The 15,487-nt window shown below is 58.6% G+C and carries 20 protein-coding genes; 16 read left to right on the top strand and 4 right to left on the bottom strand.

The genetic code is table 11. From position 1 onward, the window contains the following. Nucleotides 1-322: 322 nt before the first annotated feature. Both HU742_RS11230 and HU742_RS11225 read right to left on the bottom strand, forming a co-directional pair. Nucleotides 323-1,036 carry a hypothetical protein gene (locus tag HU742_RS11230; protein WP_225923564.1) on the bottom strand — a complete coding sequence of 238 codons (714 nt, stop codon included), beginning with the start codon at nt 1,034-1,036 and terminating at the stop codon, nt 323-325. A 107-nt stretch (nt 1,037-1,143) separates the two neighbouring features. Further along, the gene (locus HU742_RS11225) at nt 1,144-1,560 is read right to left on the bottom strand and encodes a hypothetical protein (protein WP_186642542.1); all 417 of its coding nucleotides are present in this window, start codon (nt 1,558-1,560) and stop codon (nt 1,144-1,146) included. Nucleotides 1,561-2,045: 485 nt separating this feature from the next. On the opposite strand from HU742_RS11225, the gene HU742_RS11220 reads away from it, so the two are divergent. Then, on the top strand, nt 2,046-2,360 hold the full coding sequence (locus HU742_RS11220) for a phage tail assembly protein (protein ID WP_186642541.1): 315 nt from the start codon (nt 2,046-2,048) through the stop codon (nt 2,358-2,360). Nucleotides 2,361-2,419: 59 nt separating this feature from the next. Here HU742_RS11220 and HU742_RS11215 read toward each other — a convergent pair whose 3' ends face one another. Next, nucleotides 2,420-2,680, bottom strand: a complete 261-nt coding sequence (locus tag HU742_RS11215) for a hypothetical protein (RefSeq protein ID WP_186642540.1) — start codon at nt 2,678-2,680, stop codon at nt 2,420-2,422. A 21-nt stretch (nt 2,681-2,701) separates the two neighbouring features. Here HU742_RS11215 and HU742_RS11210 point away from each other — a divergent pair, with 21 nt between their 5' ends. Genes HU742_RS11210 through HU742_RS11190 form a run of 5 tightly spaced genes read left to right on the top strand, consistent with a single transcriptional unit; the run spans nt 2,702 to nt 7,875 of the window. Further along, on the top strand, nt 2,702-5,218 hold the full coding sequence (locus tag HU742_RS11210; RefSeq protein WP_186642539.1) for a phage tail tape measure protein: 2,517 nt from the start codon (nt 2,702-2,704) through the stop codon (nt 5,216-5,218). Further along, on the top strand, nt 5,218-6,099 hold the full coding sequence (locus HU742_RS11205; protein WP_186642538.1) for a phage tail protein: 882 nt from the start codon (nt 5,218-5,220) through the stop codon (nt 6,097-6,099). Before HU742_RS11210 ends, HU742_RS11205 begins: the two co-directional genes overlap by 1 nt. Continuing rightward, nucleotides 6,099-6,305, top strand: a complete 207-nt coding sequence (locus HU742_RS11200; protein ID WP_186642537.1) for a tail protein X — start codon at nt 6,099-6,101, stop codon at nt 6,303-6,305. The genes HU742_RS11205 and HU742_RS11200 overlap by 1 nt, the downstream gene beginning before the upstream one ends. Further along, nucleotides 6,293-7,345: a phage late control D family protein gene (locus HU742_RS11195; RefSeq protein WP_186642536.1), complete on the top strand. Its 1,053-nt coding sequence runs from the start codon at nt 6,293-6,295 to the stop codon at nt 7,343-7,345. The genes HU742_RS11200 and HU742_RS11195 overlap by 13 nt, the downstream gene beginning before the upstream one ends. After that, nucleotides 7,342-7,875: a phage baseplate assembly protein V gene (locus HU742_RS11190; protein ID WP_186642535.1), complete on the top strand. Its 534-nt coding sequence runs from the start codon at nt 7,342-7,344 to the stop codon at nt 7,873-7,875. The genes HU742_RS11195 and HU742_RS11190 overlap by 4 nt, the downstream gene beginning before the upstream one ends. Nucleotides 7,876-7,879: 4 nt before the next feature. Here HU742_RS11190 and HU742_RS11185 read toward each other — a convergent pair whose 3' ends face one another. Further along, nucleotides 7,880-8,605 carry a hypothetical protein gene (locus HU742_RS11185; protein WP_186642534.1) on the bottom strand — a complete coding sequence of 242 codons (726 nt, stop codon included), beginning with the start codon at nt 8,603-8,605 and terminating at the stop codon, nt 7,880-7,882. A 109-nt stretch (nt 8,606-8,714) separates the two neighbouring features. Between HU742_RS11185 and HU742_RS11180 the strand changes: the two genes are divergently transcribed. The 10 genes from HU742_RS11180 to HU742_RS11135 all read left to right on the top strand — a co-directional run bounded on the left by HU742_RS11180 (nt 8,715) and on the right by HU742_RS11135 (nt 15,484). Then, a complete protein-coding gene (locus HU742_RS11180; protein WP_186642533.1) occupies nt 8,715-9,092 on the top strand; it encodes a GPW/gp25 family protein in 378 nt (125 codons plus the stop codon). Then, nucleotides 9,076-10,197, top strand: a complete 1,122-nt coding sequence (locus HU742_RS11175; protein WP_186642532.1) for a baseplate assembly protein — start codon at nt 9,076-9,078, stop codon at nt 10,195-10,197. Before HU742_RS11180 ends, HU742_RS11175 begins: the two co-directional genes overlap by 17 nt. Continuing rightward, nucleotides 10,190-10,735 carry a phage tail protein I gene (locus HU742_RS11170; protein ID WP_186642531.1) on the top strand — a complete coding sequence of 182 codons (546 nt, stop codon included), beginning with the start codon at nt 10,190-10,192 and terminating at the stop codon, nt 10,733-10,735. The genes HU742_RS11175 and HU742_RS11170 overlap by 8 nt, the downstream gene beginning before the upstream one ends. Beyond that, on the top strand, nt 10,735-11,679 hold the full coding sequence (locus HU742_RS11165) for a glycine-rich domain-containing protein (protein ID WP_202884254.1): 945 nt from the start codon (nt 10,735-10,737) through the stop codon (nt 11,677-11,679). Before HU742_RS11170 ends, HU742_RS11165 begins: the two co-directional genes overlap by 1 nt. A gap of 119 nt (nt 11,680-11,798) precedes the next feature. Continuing rightward, nucleotides 11,799-12,182 (top strand): DUF4376 domain-containing protein, encoded by a 384-nt coding sequence (locus HU742_RS11160; RefSeq protein ID WP_225923563.1) that lies wholly within the window; start codon nt 11,799-11,801, stop codon nt 12,180-12,182. 2 nt (nt 12,183-12,184) lie between these two features. Then, a complete protein-coding gene (locus HU742_RS11155) occupies nt 12,185-12,385 on the top strand; it encodes a Com family DNA-binding transcriptional regulator (RefSeq protein WP_186642529.1) in 201 nt (66 codons plus the stop codon). Further along, on the top strand, nt 12,346-13,197 hold the full coding sequence (locus HU742_RS11150; protein ID WP_186642528.1) for a DNA cytosine methyltransferase: 852 nt from the start codon (nt 12,346-12,348) through the stop codon (nt 13,195-13,197). The genes HU742_RS11155 and HU742_RS11150 overlap by 40 nt, the downstream gene beginning before the upstream one ends. A gap of 287 nt (nt 13,198-13,484) precedes the next feature. Then, the gene (locus tag HU742_RS11145; RefSeq protein ID WP_186631774.1) at nt 13,485-13,931 is read left to right on the top strand and encodes a DUF411 domain-containing protein; all 447 of its coding nucleotides are present in this window, start codon (nt 13,485-13,487) and stop codon (nt 13,929-13,931) included. Further along, the gene (locus tag HU742_RS11140) at nt 13,931-14,365 is read left to right on the top strand and encodes a YqaA family protein (protein WP_186642527.1); all 435 of its coding nucleotides are present in this window, start codon (nt 13,931-13,933) and stop codon (nt 14,363-14,365) included. The genes HU742_RS11145 and HU742_RS11140 overlap by 1 nt, the downstream gene beginning before the upstream one ends. An 87-nt stretch (nt 14,366-14,452) precedes the next feature. Continuing rightward, the gene (locus HU742_RS11135; protein ID WP_186642526.1) at nt 14,453-15,484 is read left to right on the top strand and encodes an alpha/beta fold hydrolase; all 1,032 of its coding nucleotides are present in this window, start codon (nt 14,453-14,455) and stop codon (nt 15,482-15,484) included. The last annotated feature ends 3 nt before the right edge of the window (nt 15,485-15,487 follow it).

Below are 15,487 nucleotides of genomic sequence, written 5' to 3'. Positions count from 1 at the left end.
CGCGGCGCTGGCTGAGCTGAGCCCACGCAGCTAGGTATAACAAAAATCTTGGATTTTCTTGAATCTTGAAGGAAGGGAGCTCTACGAGATTTGCTCGAAGCAGCGCAGTTTGATAGAATCCTTCCGTCATCTACGCTCCAGGCCGTCCAGTTCGCTGAATCCAACACGTTGGACACCGATCTGGCAAGTGTGGTCCCAGTAGCTAGGAAAACTCCGAAACAAATGTTTCAGTGCAGTGATCCTCTCTATTGACGCAGCGGGTGGAACATCGTGATAGGTGCATAAAAGCGGAAATCAATTAATTGTTTTCCGCTTTTTTTTGCTAGTAATAATCGTTCATGAACATGTTCAGATGCGTGGTTTTCGTCACATCCCTCCACGCGCAATGGCAGTTTGGGAAAGAGCCTTTTATGGATGGATTATTCCCAGGGCCTCGCGTGACGTTGAAGTGCCGTTGGACATCAGCCACTTTTCTACCGAATCGGAATGTGAAATTCAGCTCGCAAGAGAGCGTGTGCGGAGCACCGGTGGCAGGCAGACTGTGATGCTCTGTACCATATTCGAAGTGCTTGTCAGCATCGTCGATGAAGTAGCGCGTCGAGTAGCTCGATTTGCGTCGAGGTTTTCGACGCTGCTTAAGCAGCGAAAACAATGCCTTGGTCTCTTCAACGAAGGTCGGAGCTTGGGTGCGTAAGCGCACAAGCTCAACCAAATCACGCCACTCTGCGGCATCGAAATTGCGCTCCGGCAGCAATGACGCTTGCTGATTCTGACCGTTCAATACTTCAATACAAAACGCTGCAAACGTGCTGAGCAGGCTATTAATTTTTTGGACCAGATAGCTCTCGGCATTTTCTACTCGAGACGGAATTCCTACGTGATGTATAAACAGCGCTGTGCGGGTAAATTCCAGGCAGGCGCCGCAACGATCGTCTCCTATCACAAGCAGCGCATCACTCGTGCTGGATTTATCGTGAAAATAACGTTCCAGGTTCGGCTCCCGGCTGAGATCAGGCGCTCCCAGTTCCAAGCTCAAAGTGCCTCCTGGGAAATTCGAAGGTGCGGTGATCTTGTTACGAAGCTTTAGGAACTCCTTTCGCAGAAATGCGTTCCCCGTCGCTAGTCCGATGAACACTCTCATGGCTATTTGAATAGCTTCGCAAGCACAGACACAGGGATGTTGATCTTCTCCAAATCCTCTGGATCCAGCTTGCTCAGGATACTCAGCAAGACGATCGCATCATTTTGAACGGGGGGGATTTCAGAAGAGGCGGCTTCCTTTGCGGGCTCAGGATCAGCTTCAAATGTGTAATCCACTTGGGGAGGCACCAAGCCGATTTTTGCTCGGTGCACAGGGTGTGTGATCACTTTATAAGTAACATCATTGGACGTTCGTCTCACAAAAGACTTCAGCGTCTCCCCATTCAGCTCAGCTCGGTAATCCACCTGCTGCTCAGCAAAAAGCCCAGGTAGGTTACTCAGCAGCAGAGGCCTTTTGTTGATGTCCCAATATTCTTGGGTAACCGCCCGCAGGGTTGTAACAAACGGTGTGAGTTCCATGATTTCTTCCATAATTGCGTCAGTCGACCAAGATACCGCCGATTGGCTGGTTGTTGCACCCCCATTCAGGCTGCGCGCACTTCAAACCCAAAACACAGGGCCTTAGCCATACACCCGGTGATCAGGCAGCAAGAACAACAAGGTCTCTTGCTTCTTCTCTTCAGCAACCCGGCCAATGTAAGCACGCAGATGAACCCTCGCGGCGCTGACTGGGTTAAGCCCACGAAGCTCAGTGGAACGTTGGCTTCCATCAGGCAGCGACACCGTCAATGTGTCGCTGAACACGCTATACAGAGCGGTGTGTTCCACTCCGTCCATTTCAATCGTAATTTCGTCTTCCGTCCGGTCTCCGATGTTGGTTGCGGCTTGCTATGCAGCCCGAATCGTCTCTTTAAATCCGATTAAAAGCCAGCATCCGCCCGCACCGTCATCATCAGGGCTCAACCCAAGAGCAACCGATCTCACGATCGACCTGGAGCAAAACGATGGCCGATGCACTGACATTCACCCTCAATTTCCCGTTCACCAGCGCCAGCGGCGAGCAGATATCAACGCTGCCCATCAAACGCCTCAAACGCAAAGACATCACCGCGGCGCAAGCGGTGACCAAAGACGAAGGCGCCATGGAAGACCTGCTGGTGGCCAAGATGCTGGGCATCACCCTCGAAGACCTGGGCGAGTTCGACATCGCCGACTCGCGGCTAGCCACCGAGGTGTTGCGGGAAATGGCAGCCGCACGCGACCTTGCTGCACTCCTGGGACGAAGCGTTGTTGCTGGTACTCAGGATGCAGCCCTCTGAGATCGCTCAGCTCGACATGGTGGAGTACTGGCGTTGGGTAGAGGTGTGTCAGCGTCAGATCAATCGCCGGCTCGAACTGGCCGACAAAACCAGTGGCTGATCAGCGCCACAACACCCACCACCAGCCCCGCCAGCAACGCGCCGCCCGCCGCCAAAGGGGCGGCAGCCAGGGCCAGCAGCGGTAGCCCAAAACAGAACGCCAATACCGCCGCCCACAACGGCAAGTGCACCAGGCACAGCCAGGCAAGCCAGATCACACCGGCGCCGAGGGCCAGTGCGTAAACGATGTGGGCGGTGCGTAGCGCGACTTTTTCTAACATGCCCAAAGCGTAGCAAGATCTATGGCGAATGAAGTGTTGTTGGGGTTAAAAATCGGCGGGGTTGTTTCAGGCAGTTTCAATGCAGCCTTCGGCTCAGCCAAATCCACTGTGCAGCAGCTCGGGCGGGCCACCGACGGCCTTGCGCTCAAGCAGCAGGCCATTGGCAACGCGCTGTCGGCATCCCTGGCCCAGGGCGGCACCGGACTTGTAAGACTGCGCCGCCAGTACGCCGCGGTGGGCGACACTATCGACCAGCTCAAGGCCAAGCAAGACCGCCTCACGGCCAGCATCCAGCGCGGCGCGGCCTTAAAGGACCAGCGCCGTGAACTTCGCGGCCAGGCCATGGAGGTCATCGGGACCGGTGTGGCGCTCGGCGCGCCCGTGCTGCGGTCATTCAATACCGCCGTGAATTTCCAAGACCAGACCCGCGACATCGCCATTACCGGCGGCTTCGACCCCGCGCAAGAGCAGCGCCTGAGTCTGGCCATGCGCGGTGCGGCGCTCAGGTGGAACCAGACTCAAACCGAGGTCGCGGACGGAACTGCCATACTCATCGCAGGCGGCATCAACAGCCTTAAAGAGCTCACCGCATACGCCCCGGTCATGGCCAAAACCGCCACCGCGACCCGGGCGAGTATGCAAGACCTGGGCTCGGTCGCCATCGCGCTCAACGACAACTTGGGCATTGGCGCTGCAGGCCTAGAACGCTCCATGAACATGTTGGCGTTTGCCGGCAAAAGTGGTCAGTTCGAGCTGGCCGACATGGCCAGATGGCTGCCGCAACTCACACCCCAATTTGCAGCCTTGGGCATTACCGGCGAGCGTGCCGTGGCCGAGATCGGCGCCTCTTTGCAGATCGCCCGTCGCGGTGCCGGTAGCAACGACGAAGCCGCCAACAATTACAAAAACTTCCTCTCAAAAATCACCGCGCCAGAAACGCTAAAAGCCTTTGAAAAGGCCGGCATCGATCTCAAAGGCAGCATGGAGAACCTAGTCAGCGAAGGCTTGTCCCCAGCGCAGGCCATGCTCAACATCCTTACCGCCCACCTGGGTAAAAAGGCCCCGGCCGCGGCGGCTGAGTACGGCAAAGCGCTGGACATCAAGGATGAGCTAGAGCGCCAGACGGCACTGGCTCGGCTCGACGAGGCTTATAAGCTCGGCGCGTTGTTTGCCGACCAACAGGTCTTGTCCTTTGTGCGGCCAGCATTGGCCAATCAAAAGGATCTGGCCAGCATCGAACAAGGCAGCAAAAGCGCCGCCGACCAAGGCGTGCTGGATCGGGACTGGGCCAAGCGCATGGGCAGTTCCAAAGAGCAATTGAAAGAGCTGCGCAATAACCTGACCGACGTTGGACTTTCGGTCGGTAACGCGCTGCTGCCCGCCATCGTCGATGTCAGCCGCGCCGTGGTTCCGCTCATGCGTTCGTTCTCCACCTGGGCAGAGCAACACCCGGACCTCATCCGTGGCGTGGTCGGCCTGGTCGGCGGCTTGCTGCTCGGCAAATTGGCCTTCATCGGTGTCGCCTATGGCGCTCAGTTGGTCATTGCGCCGTTTGTGGCAATGACCACAGCGGTCACCACATTATCGGCCAAGTGGGCGATGCTGCGCGGGATGTGGCAGATGGGTAGGTTCGCGCCGTTCATCACGGGGTTAAGCCGTACCGGCGTTTTGCTGCGCAAAGTCGCCAGCGCGGCGCTGCACTTGGGCAAGTGGCTGGGCGGTACATTGTTGGTCGGGCTAAGGCTCGCCGGGCAAGCCATTCTCTGGCTCGGCCGGGCCCTGATGCTCAATCCCATCGGGTTAGCGATCACCGGCATCGCCTTGGCGGCCTACCTGATCTATCGCTATTGGGCGCCCATTAAAACCTTCTTCACCGGCCTGTGGAGCGAAGTGCTCGCAGGCTTCGATGGCGGCGTGTCCGGGATGCTCGGGCTATTGCTCAACTTCTCGCCACTGGGGCTGTTTTACCGGGCCTTCGCGGGCGTCATGAACTACTTCGGCATTGAGCTACCGGGCACATTCACTGAATTCGGCGGCCTGCTCGTCACAGGGCTGGTCAACGGCATCGGCAACATGGCCGGCGCCCTCAAAGACAGTGTGGTCGGCATCGGTACATCCGTTAAGGGTTGGTTTACCGAAACCCTGGGCATCGAGTCGCCCAGCCGCGTTTTCATCGGTTACGGCGCCAACATCAGCGAAGGCGCGGCACTCGGCATCAAGGCTCAGTCGGGACTGGTCCGGCAGGCCGCGTTGAGCATGGCCACACAAAGCGCGGTCGACGTGGCTCCGCCCAATCCGGCGCAGGTGACCCGAGCAAGCGTGCTGGGCGCCACTGGCGGCAGTTCCGCCGCCTCTGAGTCCGCGGGGCCCATGACCTTCCATTTCTCGCCCCAGATCAATTTGCCCAGTGGCGCCGGCATGGAGCAAATCAACCAAGGATTACACGCCAGCTATGCCGAATGGGTGCGGTTAATGGAGCGCTATCTACACGACAAGCGCCGCCGCAGCTACGGCCCCGCCAATGAGGTCACCGCCTAATGTTTGCCATCTTGGGTAATATCGAATTCACCGTTGCGGGCGGCATCAGCGGCATAGAACACAGCGGCTCGGCCGACTGGGCCGAGCATGCGCGCATCCAAGGCAAGCCGTTATTGGAATGGATGGGTGAAGGCCTGGATGAATACCAGCTGACCATTGAATTGCATCCGGTACTCGGCGACCCCGAAGAGCGTCTGCGAGCGTTGCGCCTAGCCAAAAGCCAACACCAACCGTTGGCCTTCGTCATGGGCAGCGGTGAATACCTGGGGGCCTATGTCATCAGCAACATCAGCCACACACTGCGACGCGCCACGGCCACCGGGCAGGTCAAAGCGGCCACCGTGCAACTGAGCCTGAAGGAATACACCGGCGCCTTCACGCGCAAAGCCCTGCGCCCCGGCTTACTCGACGACGCCCTGAGCGGTACGTCAGCCGCCACCATCGGCTCACCGGGTTTGATCTCTCACGTGAAGCCATCGCCCAGCGCCCTGCAAAAGGTGGTCGCTCATGCGAAAACCGCCGCCACGGTGCTCAAGGCAGGCCAAAACGTTTACCACACGATCCAGAGCGGTAACGCCACCCAGATTCTGGAACAGGTCCCGCAGTTACTCGGTAAAACAGCCCAGGCCATTGAACCGCTGCAAGGGTTAGCCACTGCCGCAGGGCTGCTCCACAACGGCGCCGATTTATCGCGCTTGGGCGAACAGGTGCTTGGCAATGTCATGGGCGCACGCGCCAGCCTGAACCCCGTGGACCTGAGCAACCTCGTCGAGCGTTTTTCTGCATCCCGAGAGGCCATCGACCAAGCCGTCAGCCAAATGGACGGTGCCAACACCCGACTGGCGACCTTGGCCGCACAAATCCTGACCCGGAGGGGCTGATGTTCATTGCTCATGTCACCACCGAAGGCGAACGCTGGGACCAACTGGCCTGGCGGTATTACGGCGACGCTCACGGTTATTTACCCATCGTCCAGGCCAACCCCCACGTTCCTATCAGCGCCACGTTGCCGGCGGGGCTGACACTTGCCATCCCGGTATTGCAATCACTGCCCACCACAGAAGACCTCCCGCCATGGATGCGATGATTCCTCAGCAGGTGCCACAGGCGCGCTTTGTTCTGACTTACCAGCAGCGCAACATCACCCGTAACGTCAGCCAACACTTGCTGTCCTTGTCCTACACCGACTTCCTCACCGGCCAAGCCGACAGCTTGGCGGTCGAGTTGGAAGACACCCAAGGCAAATGGCGCGATCAATGGTACCCAGGCCACGGCGACAGCTTGGCACTGTCCATCGGCTGGGAAGGCCAGCCCCTGCGCGCCCTCGGCCGTTTCGAGATCGACGAAGTCGAACTCAACTGCCCACCCTCGACCGTCACGCTCCATGGCTTGGCCACCGGCATCAAAGCGGCGCTACGCACCACCCACCATCACGCCTATGAAAACACCACCCTGGCCGCCATCGCCCAGCAGATCGCCACGCGCCAAGGCTTACAGCTGATCGGCAACATCCAACCGATCCCGCTCGACCGTGTCACCCAGCAAGACGCCGACCTGACTTTTCTGCGCAATCTGGCCGCCGAGTACGACTACGCCTTCAAAATCACCGGCCAACGTCTGGTTTTTCACGCCATCGGCGAGTTGGCTAACGCCGCCCCAGTCGCAACACTGATACTCCAGGACCTAAGCCGTGTGAACCTGCGCGACCAGATAAAAGATGTCCCCCAAGCCATCGAACTCAAACACCAAGACCCCGCCAGCAAACAATTGATCACTTACACAATCGAGAACGGCGAAACCGTCGCCGCGCCCAGCAGCCTCAGCAAAACCACCACCAGCGGCGACACCCAAAAAAGCCGCAAACGCAGCGCCTCAATCGAATCGACCAAAGCCAAAGCCAGCGCCGAACTGGCCAAAGCCAACCGCGAACGCACCGCCGGCAGCTGGACGACCATGGGCCGGCCCAACCTGGTCAGCGGCAACGTCATCGTCCTGGCCGCAGCCGGCCAGCTCGGCGGCCGCTACCTCATCACCTCATCCCACCACCGCATCATCCGCACCGGCGGCTACACCGTCGACAAACACGTCTGCCGCGTCCGCACGCCCCACCAAGAGCAAACCCCATGAGCATCGAACTGGCCTACGGCGAAGTCAGCGCCATCGACTACTTGAGCTGCCGCATCCGCGTCCGCCTGGACGACCGCGACGGCATACAGACCTTTTGGCTCAACATCCCCCAGCGCAACACTCAAGGCACAAAGCGCCGCCCACTCATGCCTGAACTGGGCGAACAGGTCGCGGTGTTGCTTGATGCGGATGGGGTGGGTGGCGTGTACCTGGGCGGTATCTATTCAACTGCCGAACCGCCACCGGTTGTGGATGAAGGCACCGATTTTGTGCGGTTCAGTGATGGGACGGTTTCGAGCTATGACCGTAAGGCTGGGGTGATGAGGCTGGAATGTGTGGGGGCTTTGGTTGTGAAGTGCGGGCGGGATTTTACGGTTGAAGCCGATGAATCGCTGGTAATCAAAGCACCTTCAGCAACGCTCGAAATCCTGCAAGTTACTTTGAGAGGAAGCTTGCAGGTTAACGGTGACATAACAGCGACCGGATCGGTCATGGATGCGGGAGGTAACTCAAACCACCACTCCCACTAGGTCATCAGTCCCAACAAACCTCTCCGGCGGTGTCTCTTGGGTAGTCATCATCAATCCGCACAAGGACGACGCCGCTGTCGTTATTTACCCGTATAGCTTGAACCCATGCATCGTTGACGCGACGCATTCTGATTTTTTGTTGAATACGACCGTTACCTGCAGTCATAAAAATGTTGAAGTTTCGAGCGTTGCCACTCCCTACATCATGCTCACGTACGATTTTAAATGATTGAGGCAGTAAATCTCCGATGGAGACATGAGTATCGGCCTCGTCTGCTCGTCCGAGTGCTACGGTGGCATCAAAAATATCTAAATCAACAATGGTCGCTTTGGCACGATATACGGGGTAATTATCACCCCCACCGTGAATCGCCATCCAAGTGCTACTGTCATCGCCGTGAACAATGACCCTGAAGTAAACGAAACTATCACCACCCGTCACGTACCCGATAAGCTGCTTCGTCTGCTTCTCCAGTTGCTCTGTCACATGCTCAATGCGGCTTTGCACCTGAGAAAGGCTACTCTCGACACCAGCCTGTTTCCTGACTCTGAAAATCTGACCAGTCATCCAGCTAGCCAAGAAAAACGAAGTTCCGAAGGTCGAAATGATGTTTTTAAACGAGACTTCCGGCCCCCAGACGGCGTAGGTGGTCCATGCCGTCGCGACCACAAAGGGTATTCGAAACTCTTTTACTAGCTGTTGGACCGTTGATTTTGAGATGCCAAACATTAAAACGACTCCCTTCGATATTTTTGCGATATCGAGTCATCGGCCACGCGAGCACCATCTTTAAATCCGATTAAAAGCGGCCATCATTAAGATCGCCCACCATGGGCTCATGACGAAGCCCACTCCCCACACCAGCATCACCGCCGCCCACTGGCAGCCCACCCTTGGTACCTCCGGAGAGGTGGTCGAGGGCCTGCGCGACATCGACCAGGCCATCCGCATCATCCTCTGCACGCCCAAAGGCAGCGACCCCCACCGCCCAGAATTTGGCAGCAACCTGCACCTGTACCTCGACTGGCCCAATAACCGCGTCACACCGCACCTGGTGCGCGAAGCCGTCGACGCGATTCGCCAATGGGAACCCCGCGTCTCGGTAGTCCAGGTGCAGATCCAGATCGATGCAGCGCAGATCACCGTGCGGGTGCAATGGCGCGTAGCCGGTGAAATACAGCAATTAACCGAGGTCCCTTATGCGCGAGTTGCCTAAACCCGAATTCATCAAAATAGACCCCGTCGCGCTGGAAGCTCAGCTAATCGCCCGTTATGAACAGAAGTCGCGCAAAACCTTGTACCCCGCCCAAATCGAACGACTGTACATCGACCAAATAGCCTATGCGGTGTCCCGGTTGCAGATGAGCATCCAGCATGCCGGTGAACAACTGCTGGTGCGATTCGCCCGCGGCCCGATCCTCGACTATCTCGGTGAGCTGGTCGCCACGCCAAGGTTGCTCGCCCAGGCCGCCCGCTGCACCGTACGCTTCACCATGCCTGCGGCTGTAACGCAGCCACTACTGATCCCAATCGGCGCTCGGGTCAGCACCCAAGATGCCAAGCTCACGTTCATCACCGATCGGGACGTGGTGATGGCTATCGGTCAAAGCCACGTCACCGTCACCGCAACCTGCACGACCGTCGGCGAACACGGCAACGGCTGGACCGCCGGACAGATCAGCGTCCTCGGCAACTCACCAGCGCCGGGCTTGACCGCAAGCAACACGACGGTCACCGCCCACGGCGCCCAAGATGAAGACGATGACCGCTACCGCGAGCGCATCATCTTGGCCCCTGAAGCCTTCAGCAACGCGGGCAGCCGCGCAGCCTATCGCTACCACACCCTGGCCGTGCACCAGTCCATTGTCGACGTCGCCGTGCAGGGCCCAGACGAAGGCCAGCCAGACGGTCATGTCGCGCTGTTCCCGCTGACCACCTCGGGCCTGCCAACAGAGGATCTACTCCAGCGCATCGAGAACCAGATCAGCGGCGAAAAACTCCGCCCCCTATGCGACACGGTCAGCGCGTTGTCACCCGTCGAGGTCGCCTATCAAATCAAGGCAAACATCACGTTTTATGCCCACGCCGACCGAAGCGTCGCCATGGCTTCCGCGAAGGCTGCCGCCCGGGCCTATGCCGACGAACACCGCGCCAACCTCGGCCGCGATTTAGTGCCCGAACAGCTCACCGCATTGCTTCAAGTCACCGGCGTATACCGCGCTCATCTATTGCTGCCGGCAGCCCCACAGGAATTGCAGGGCAACGAGTGGGCAAACTGCTCGGAGATACAACTGATCGACGCCGGAGTGGCCCATGACTGATCACCCACTGCCGCCTCCATTGGCCGGCGATGAACGTTTCACACTGCTGTGTGAGCTACTTAACCAAGCCCTGGATGACCTCGACCTCAACGTGATGTTGGTCTACCTGATCGATCTGGTGAAACCCTCACTGCTTCCAATCCTGGCCGACCAATTCTCACTCCTAGACGAAGCGGCCTGGCAACTGGCCGAATCCGAAGAAGCCAAACGCAAGTTGGTTAAGGGTGCGGGTGAGCTGCACCGCTTCAAAGGCACGCCTTGGGCGATCAGAGAAGTCATTCGCCTGCTGGGTTTCGGTGAAGTCACCCTCCTTGAAGGAATACATGCGCAGCCAACCAGCGAGCCTTCCACCTGGCCGCTGTACCGGGTCGTTCTAAAACGCGTCATCACCAACGATCAAGCGGTGCTCGTGCGCCGCTTACTTCTTTCGGTCGCCCCAGCGCGCTGTCGCCTGGTGTCGCTCGACTATCAATCCGTCGCCATCCGCTACAACGCAGTTGCGCGCTACGACGGCCAATACAACCATGGGAGCAGCTAATGGCCGATTTACCCGAGTCCAAAGAATGGACGCCTGGTGTCTACCAACTCGAAACCTCCGACCCCGTGCTAGGTGGGCCGGACGGCGTATCGAATCAACAAGCCAAGCAATTGGCAAACCGCACGAGTTGGCTAAAGAAAAAAATCGAATCTTTCCTCGACGGCTCAGGCATTAACTTTGCCAACCAGCAGGAAGCAGAAAAAGGCTTCGAGACCAACAAGCCCATGAACGCTCTCCGAGTGTTCCAAGCGATCAAAGCCAAAGTGGTTCAAGCAACGATAGTTACCCCAGGCATTGCACGGATTGCTACTCATTCTACGGTTATAGAAGGGACCGATTACGGCTCAATAGTGACGCCGCACGCTCTCAGAGCCGTGTTCCCGTTTCGTGGTCGGCAGGTCTATGAAGTGCCGGGGGTATTTACTTGGGAAGTCCCCCCGGGGGTAAGCAAAGTCTGGGTGGAGGTCATCGGCGGTGGCGGCGGTGGGGCTCGATCTAAAACACTCCCAGGTCCCTCCGGTGGTGCTGGTGGCGGGATAGCCCGAAAACTTCATGAACTCAGGGGCCAAACCACAGTGACGGTCACCGTTGGCGCGGGCGGCACTGGTGCTTTGGTTGATGGGAACACAGGCGCCAGTGGTGGAAGTTCATCATTCGGCACCACCATAGCGGCCACTGGGGGCAATGGTGGTTTGATCAATTACAAGGCACCCATAGGTGGAAGAGGTGTAGGTGGGGACGAGAATCACAGCCTTGGAACGGGCGGCCATCCCGTTGGCGATGCCAGCAATACAGCCTTTCAAGGGGGCGCTGGCGGCGGTGGAGTGTCGGCTGCTTCATGGATTGATAGCGCTCGACCTGCAGCTCCGGGACACGGGGGCGGTGGACGTGGAGGCAGCGCCGCCCCCGATGGCGCGGATGGACAGGTGACTATTCAATGGTGACAAGCACGTGGGCACGCATAGAAAACGCAACGGTCGCTGAAGTGACGAACATAGACCCGCAATACAGATTCCCTCCGTCTCTCGTTTGGATAACTTGTCCCGACGGCACGCTACCAGGCATGCAGTACACGGATGGAATATTTACGGAGAAACACGAAGCGCCAATCGACCATGCCGCACAGATTGCCAGCGTGCGCTACCAACACGAAACAGCAGGCATTACCGTTAACGCTGTGAGTATCGATACCACCCGCGACAGCCAAGCGTTAATCACAGCCGCGGCGTTGTCCGCCGTCATTGATCCGACTTACCTATGTGTTTGGAAAGCGTTAAACGGTCCGGTCACGCTAACGGCTGCCCAGATAATCGAGATCGCCACAGCCATACGAGCGCACGTCCAGGCCTGCTTTGATCGGGAGTGCCAGTTGCTAAAGGCACTCGCCGAGGGGACCTATACAGCCGACATGCTTGACCACGGCTGGCCGGCGGTCCAAGGGGCATAACCATGCAGGAAATTCGCTGTGGCGAGTGCCACCGCAAACTCGCCACCGTCCGCAGTTTCATCGAACTACAAATCAAGTGCCCGCGCTGCCGGACACTCAATCACCTGAAGGCCCCGAGCCTCCTATCCGAATGCCCTGAGCATCTGCCCAAAAAAGAGCAGACATGCCCCAGCCCACCATTGGAAGCCTGTTCGCAGGCATAGGAGGTTTTGATGTCGGATTCGAAAACGCAGGCTACCGAACCGCCTGGCAAGTGGAACTCAACCCCACCAACCGGGCTGTCCTTGCCGATCGATTTCCTCACGCCACCCAGTTCGAAGACGTACGCCACTGCGGCGCCCACAACCTCAGCCCCGTCAACGTCCTCACCGCCGGATTCCCCTGCCAAGACATCAGCATCGCCGGCTCCAGACCCAACAACAAAGACACCCGAGGCCTGCGCGGCCAACGAAGCGGTCTTTTCTGGGAAGTCATACGAATCCTCAAAGAGACACAACCTCGCTGGGTGGTGCTTGAGAATGTCGTTAACCTGCTCGCTATCAACGATAGCCAAGACTTTGAAACAGTCATCGGGGCCCTTGCGCAATGCGGGTATGTGGGATACTGGCGAGTGCTTAATGCTCAATATTTCGGAGTCCCCCAGCAACGTCGTCGCATATTCCTGGTCGCAGGTCATCGACGAATGCCCCCCATCGAGCTGCTGGCTGACGCCGCGCCAGTGGAAGCAATACCTCCAGCGTCTGGCAAGGTCCCGTGGCCACGGCCCGCGGATGCATGGGCTGCCAATACTCTATTGGCAAACAAAGCAGGCTCACAAATCGCTATGGGCTGTACAACTTTCATCGCTCAACCGAACGGATGGCATCAGATGGCTGAGCGGCAGCGAACGTCTGAAGATGATGGGCTTTGCCTCGGACTGGATGCGGCCAACCTTGCAGAGGCTTTCGCTGCCGGAAACGCCGTCGTTACGCAAATCGCGCAATGGATTGCCGAAAAGCTAATTAAGGCAGGCTAACGACCAAGGCAGCGGTGATATCGTCACCGCTGCCAACCTCCAGCTCAACTTCCGAAATTCCCTTGCACCACACGCAAAAAACCTAAACCCTATTTACCTCGCCCCAGCGCTCGAATTTTTCGCGCTCGGCATCAACAGGTACGGCAACTTACAGATGAATGGTCAGGGGAGGATCACCAGTCCTTCGAGCCTGACAATTCTGTAGTCCACCCTTCAGCCCCCCGTCAGGCGCTCGCCGCTAGTCTGTTATCCTCCCTTCCAAACTTCGTCCGCCACGAGATCGCCCCATGGCCAATCCCCTGCATCTGCTCGCCTTGAGCGCCCTGCTCATTTCCACCCTGGCCCAGGCCGCCGAACCCGTCACCATCGACGTCCATCGCGACGCCAATTGCGGTTGCTGCAAGAAGTGGATCTCCCATTTGCAAGATAACGGTTTCAAGGTCAACGACCACGTCGAGGCCGACATGAGTCCGGTCAAGCAGCGCCTGGGCGTAGCACCGAATCTGCGTTCGTGCCATACCGCCGTTATCAACGGCAAATTCGTCGAGGGCCACGTTCCGGCCGAGCAAGTGCTGGCATTGAGCAAACGCGACGACCTGCTTGGCGTGGCCGCGCCGGGCATGCCGATGGGCTCGCCAGGCATGGAAATGGACGGCATGAGCGACGCTTATCAAGTGATCGGCCTGAAAAAAGACGGCACGCAAACCGTAGTGGCGGACTATCCGGCCCACTGATGAGCGGGGCTTATTTCGGGCTGTTCCTGGCGGCTTTTGGCGCGGCGACGCTGTTGCCGCTGCAATCGGAAGCGCTGTTGGTCGGTCTGGTGCTCAACGAGCGTCATGCCATCTGGCTGCTGTTGGCGGTCGCAACCCTTGGCAATGTCTTGGGTTCGCTGGTGAACTGGTGGCTGGGGACACGCCTGGAGCAATTCAAGGATCGCCGCTGGTTTCCCGTCAGCCCGCCTCACCTGGACAAGGCCCGCCACCATTACCAACGCTATGGGTATTGGACGCTGCTGCTCAGTTGGCTGCCGATCATCGGTGATCCCCTGACGTTGGTGGCGGGAGTGATGGGCGAGCCCTGGCGGCGCTTTCTGCTGATCGTGACCCTGGCCAAGGGCCTGCGTTATGGCGTGCTTGTTCTGGCGACTCTGGGCTGGATGGGTTGAACGTTCAGACGGTTCGGTTGCCTCTGGTTAATGTCGCCATAATCGAGCCGTTCCAGGATCGGCCGGTTGCCAAAAAGGAGATCGACCATGCCGCGTTCCACCGTCCGCTGGCTGCCCAGCCTGTTCCTGACCGCTGCCCTGCCGCTGCTCGCCCAGGCCGCGAATCCACCCGAAGGCCCGGCCTACGGTCCGCAGCTGGAGGGCTTCGAGTATCCCTATACGCTCAAGCATTTCCCCATCCAGTCCCAAGGCAAGTCATTGCAGATGGGCTATATGGACGTGCCCGCCCAAGGCAAACCCAACGGCCGCAGCGTGGTGCTGATGCATGGCAAGAATTTCTGCGCGGCCACCTGGGGCGATTCGATCAAGGCCCTCAGTGAAGCAGGCTACCGGGTCATCGCCCCGGACCAGATTGGCTTCTGCACCTCTAGCAAGCCGGACCACTACCAATACAGCTTCCAGCAACTGGCGACCAACACTCAGGCGCTGCTCAAGGCCCTCGGCGTGCAAAAAGCCATCGTGATGGGCCACTCCACCGGCGGCATGCTTGCCACCCGTTACGCGTTGCAGTTTCCCGACCAGGTCGAGCGCCTGGCAATGGTCAACCCTATCGGCCTTGAAGACTGGAAAGCCCTCGGCGTGCCCTACCGCACTGTGGACCAGTGGTACGAACGCGAGCTGAAACTCAGCGCCGACGGCATTCGCACCTACGAACGCAATACCTATTACGGCGGTCGCTGGAAACCGGAGTTCGACCGCTGGGTGGACATGCTCGCGGGTTTGAACAAAGGACCGGGGCATAAGCAAGTGGCGTGGAACTCAGCGCTGATCTACGACATGATCTTCACCCAGCCGGTCTACTACGAGTTCAAGGACCTGAAAGTCCCCACGCTGCTGGTGACCGGCACGTCCGACACCACCGCCATCGGCAGCGACATCGCGCCGCCGGCCGTGAAAGCCAAGCTGGGCCGCTACGACGTACTGGGCAAGCAGGTCGCCGAACTGATTCCACAATCGACACTGGTGGAGTTCCCCAATCTGGGTCATGCGCCCCAAATGGAAGAGCCGGATCGGTTTCACAAGGCCCTGCTGGGCTGGCTGGACAAACCCATTCCCTGAAGA

The organism is Pseudomonas marvdashtae, from assembly GCF_014268655.2.
GTDB lineage: Bacteria > Pseudomonadota > Gammaproteobacteria > Pseudomonadales > Pseudomonadaceae > Aquipseudomonas > Aquipseudomonas marvdashtae.
Note: the sequence above shows the minus strand (reverse complement) of the source record. Positions and strands in the feature narration are given on the sequence as shown.

What these genes read in the sequence shown, in the direction of transcription:
- HU742_RS11195 (WP_186642536.1), top strand. Translation starts at nt 6,293, where the DNA reads ATGGATGCGATGATTCCTCAGCAGGTGCCACAGGCGCGCTTTGTTCTG.
- HU742_RS11150 (WP_186642528.1), top strand. Translation starts at nt 12,346, where the DNA reads ATGCCCCAGCCCACCATTGGAAGCCTGTTCGCAGGCATAGGAGGTTTT.
- HU742_RS11160 (WP_225923563.1), top strand. Translation starts at nt 11,799, where the DNA reads ATGCAGTACACGGATGGAATATTTACGGAGAAACACGAAGCGCCAATC.
- HU742_RS11185 (WP_186642534.1), bottom strand. Translation starts at nt 8,605, where the DNA reads ATGTTTGGCATCTCAAAATCAACGGTCCAACAGCTAGTAAAAGAGTTT.
- HU742_RS11220 (WP_186642541.1), top strand. Translation starts at nt 2,046, where the DNA reads ATGGCCGATGCACTGACATTCACCCTCAATTTCCCGTTCACCAGCGCC.
- HU742_RS11135 (WP_186642526.1), top strand. Translation starts at nt 14,453, where the DNA reads ATGCCGCGTTCCACCGTCCGCTGGCTGCCCAGCCTGTTCCTGACCGCT.
- HU742_RS11205 (WP_186642538.1), top strand. Translation starts at nt 5,218, where the DNA reads ATGTTTGCCATCTTGGGTAATATCGAATTCACCGTTGCGGGCGGCATC.
- HU742_RS11215 (WP_186642540.1), bottom strand. Translation starts at nt 2,680, where the DNA reads ATGTTAGAAAAAGTCGCGCTACGCACCGCCCACATCGTTTACGCACTG.
- HU742_RS11210 (WP_186642539.1), top strand. Translation starts at nt 2,702, where the DNA reads ATGGCGAATGAAGTGTTGTTGGGGTTAAAAATCGGCGGGGTTGTTTCA.
- HU742_RS11140 (WP_186642527.1), top strand. Translation starts at nt 13,931, where the DNA reads ATGAGCGGGGCTTATTTCGGGCTGTTCCTGGCGGCTTTTGGCGCGGCG.
- HU742_RS11180 (WP_186642533.1), top strand. Translation starts at nt 8,715, where the DNA reads ATGACGAAGCCCACTCCCCACACCAGCATCACCGCCGCCCACTGGCAG.
- HU742_RS11170 (WP_186642531.1), top strand. Translation starts at nt 10,190, where the DNA reads ATGACTGATCACCCACTGCCGCCTCCATTGGCCGGCGATGAACGTTTC.
- HU742_RS11225 (WP_186642542.1), bottom strand. Translation starts at nt 1,560, where the DNA reads ATGGAACTCACACCGTTTGTTACAACCCTGCGGGCGGTTACCCAAGAA.
- HU742_RS11190 (WP_186642535.1), top strand. Translation starts at nt 7,342, where the DNA reads ATGAGCATCGAACTGGCCTACGGCGAAGTCAGCGCCATCGACTACTTG.
- HU742_RS11175 (WP_186642532.1), top strand. Translation starts at nt 9,076, where the DNA reads ATGCGCGAGTTGCCTAAACCCGAATTCATCAAAATAGACCCCGTCGCG.
- HU742_RS11200 (WP_186642537.1), top strand. Translation starts at nt 6,099, where the DNA reads ATGTTCATTGCTCATGTCACCACCGAAGGCGAACGCTGGGACCAACTG.
- HU742_RS11155 (WP_186642529.1), top strand. Translation starts at nt 12,185, where the DNA reads ATGCAGGAAATTCGCTGTGGCGAGTGCCACCGCAAACTCGCCACCGTC.
- HU742_RS11145 (WP_186631774.1), top strand. Translation starts at nt 13,485, where the DNA reads ATGGCCAATCCCCTGCATCTGCTCGCCTTGAGCGCCCTGCTCATTTCC.
- HU742_RS11165 (WP_202884254.1), top strand. Translation starts at nt 10,735, where the DNA reads ATGGCCGATTTACCCGAGTCCAAAGAATGGACGCCTGGTGTCTACCAA.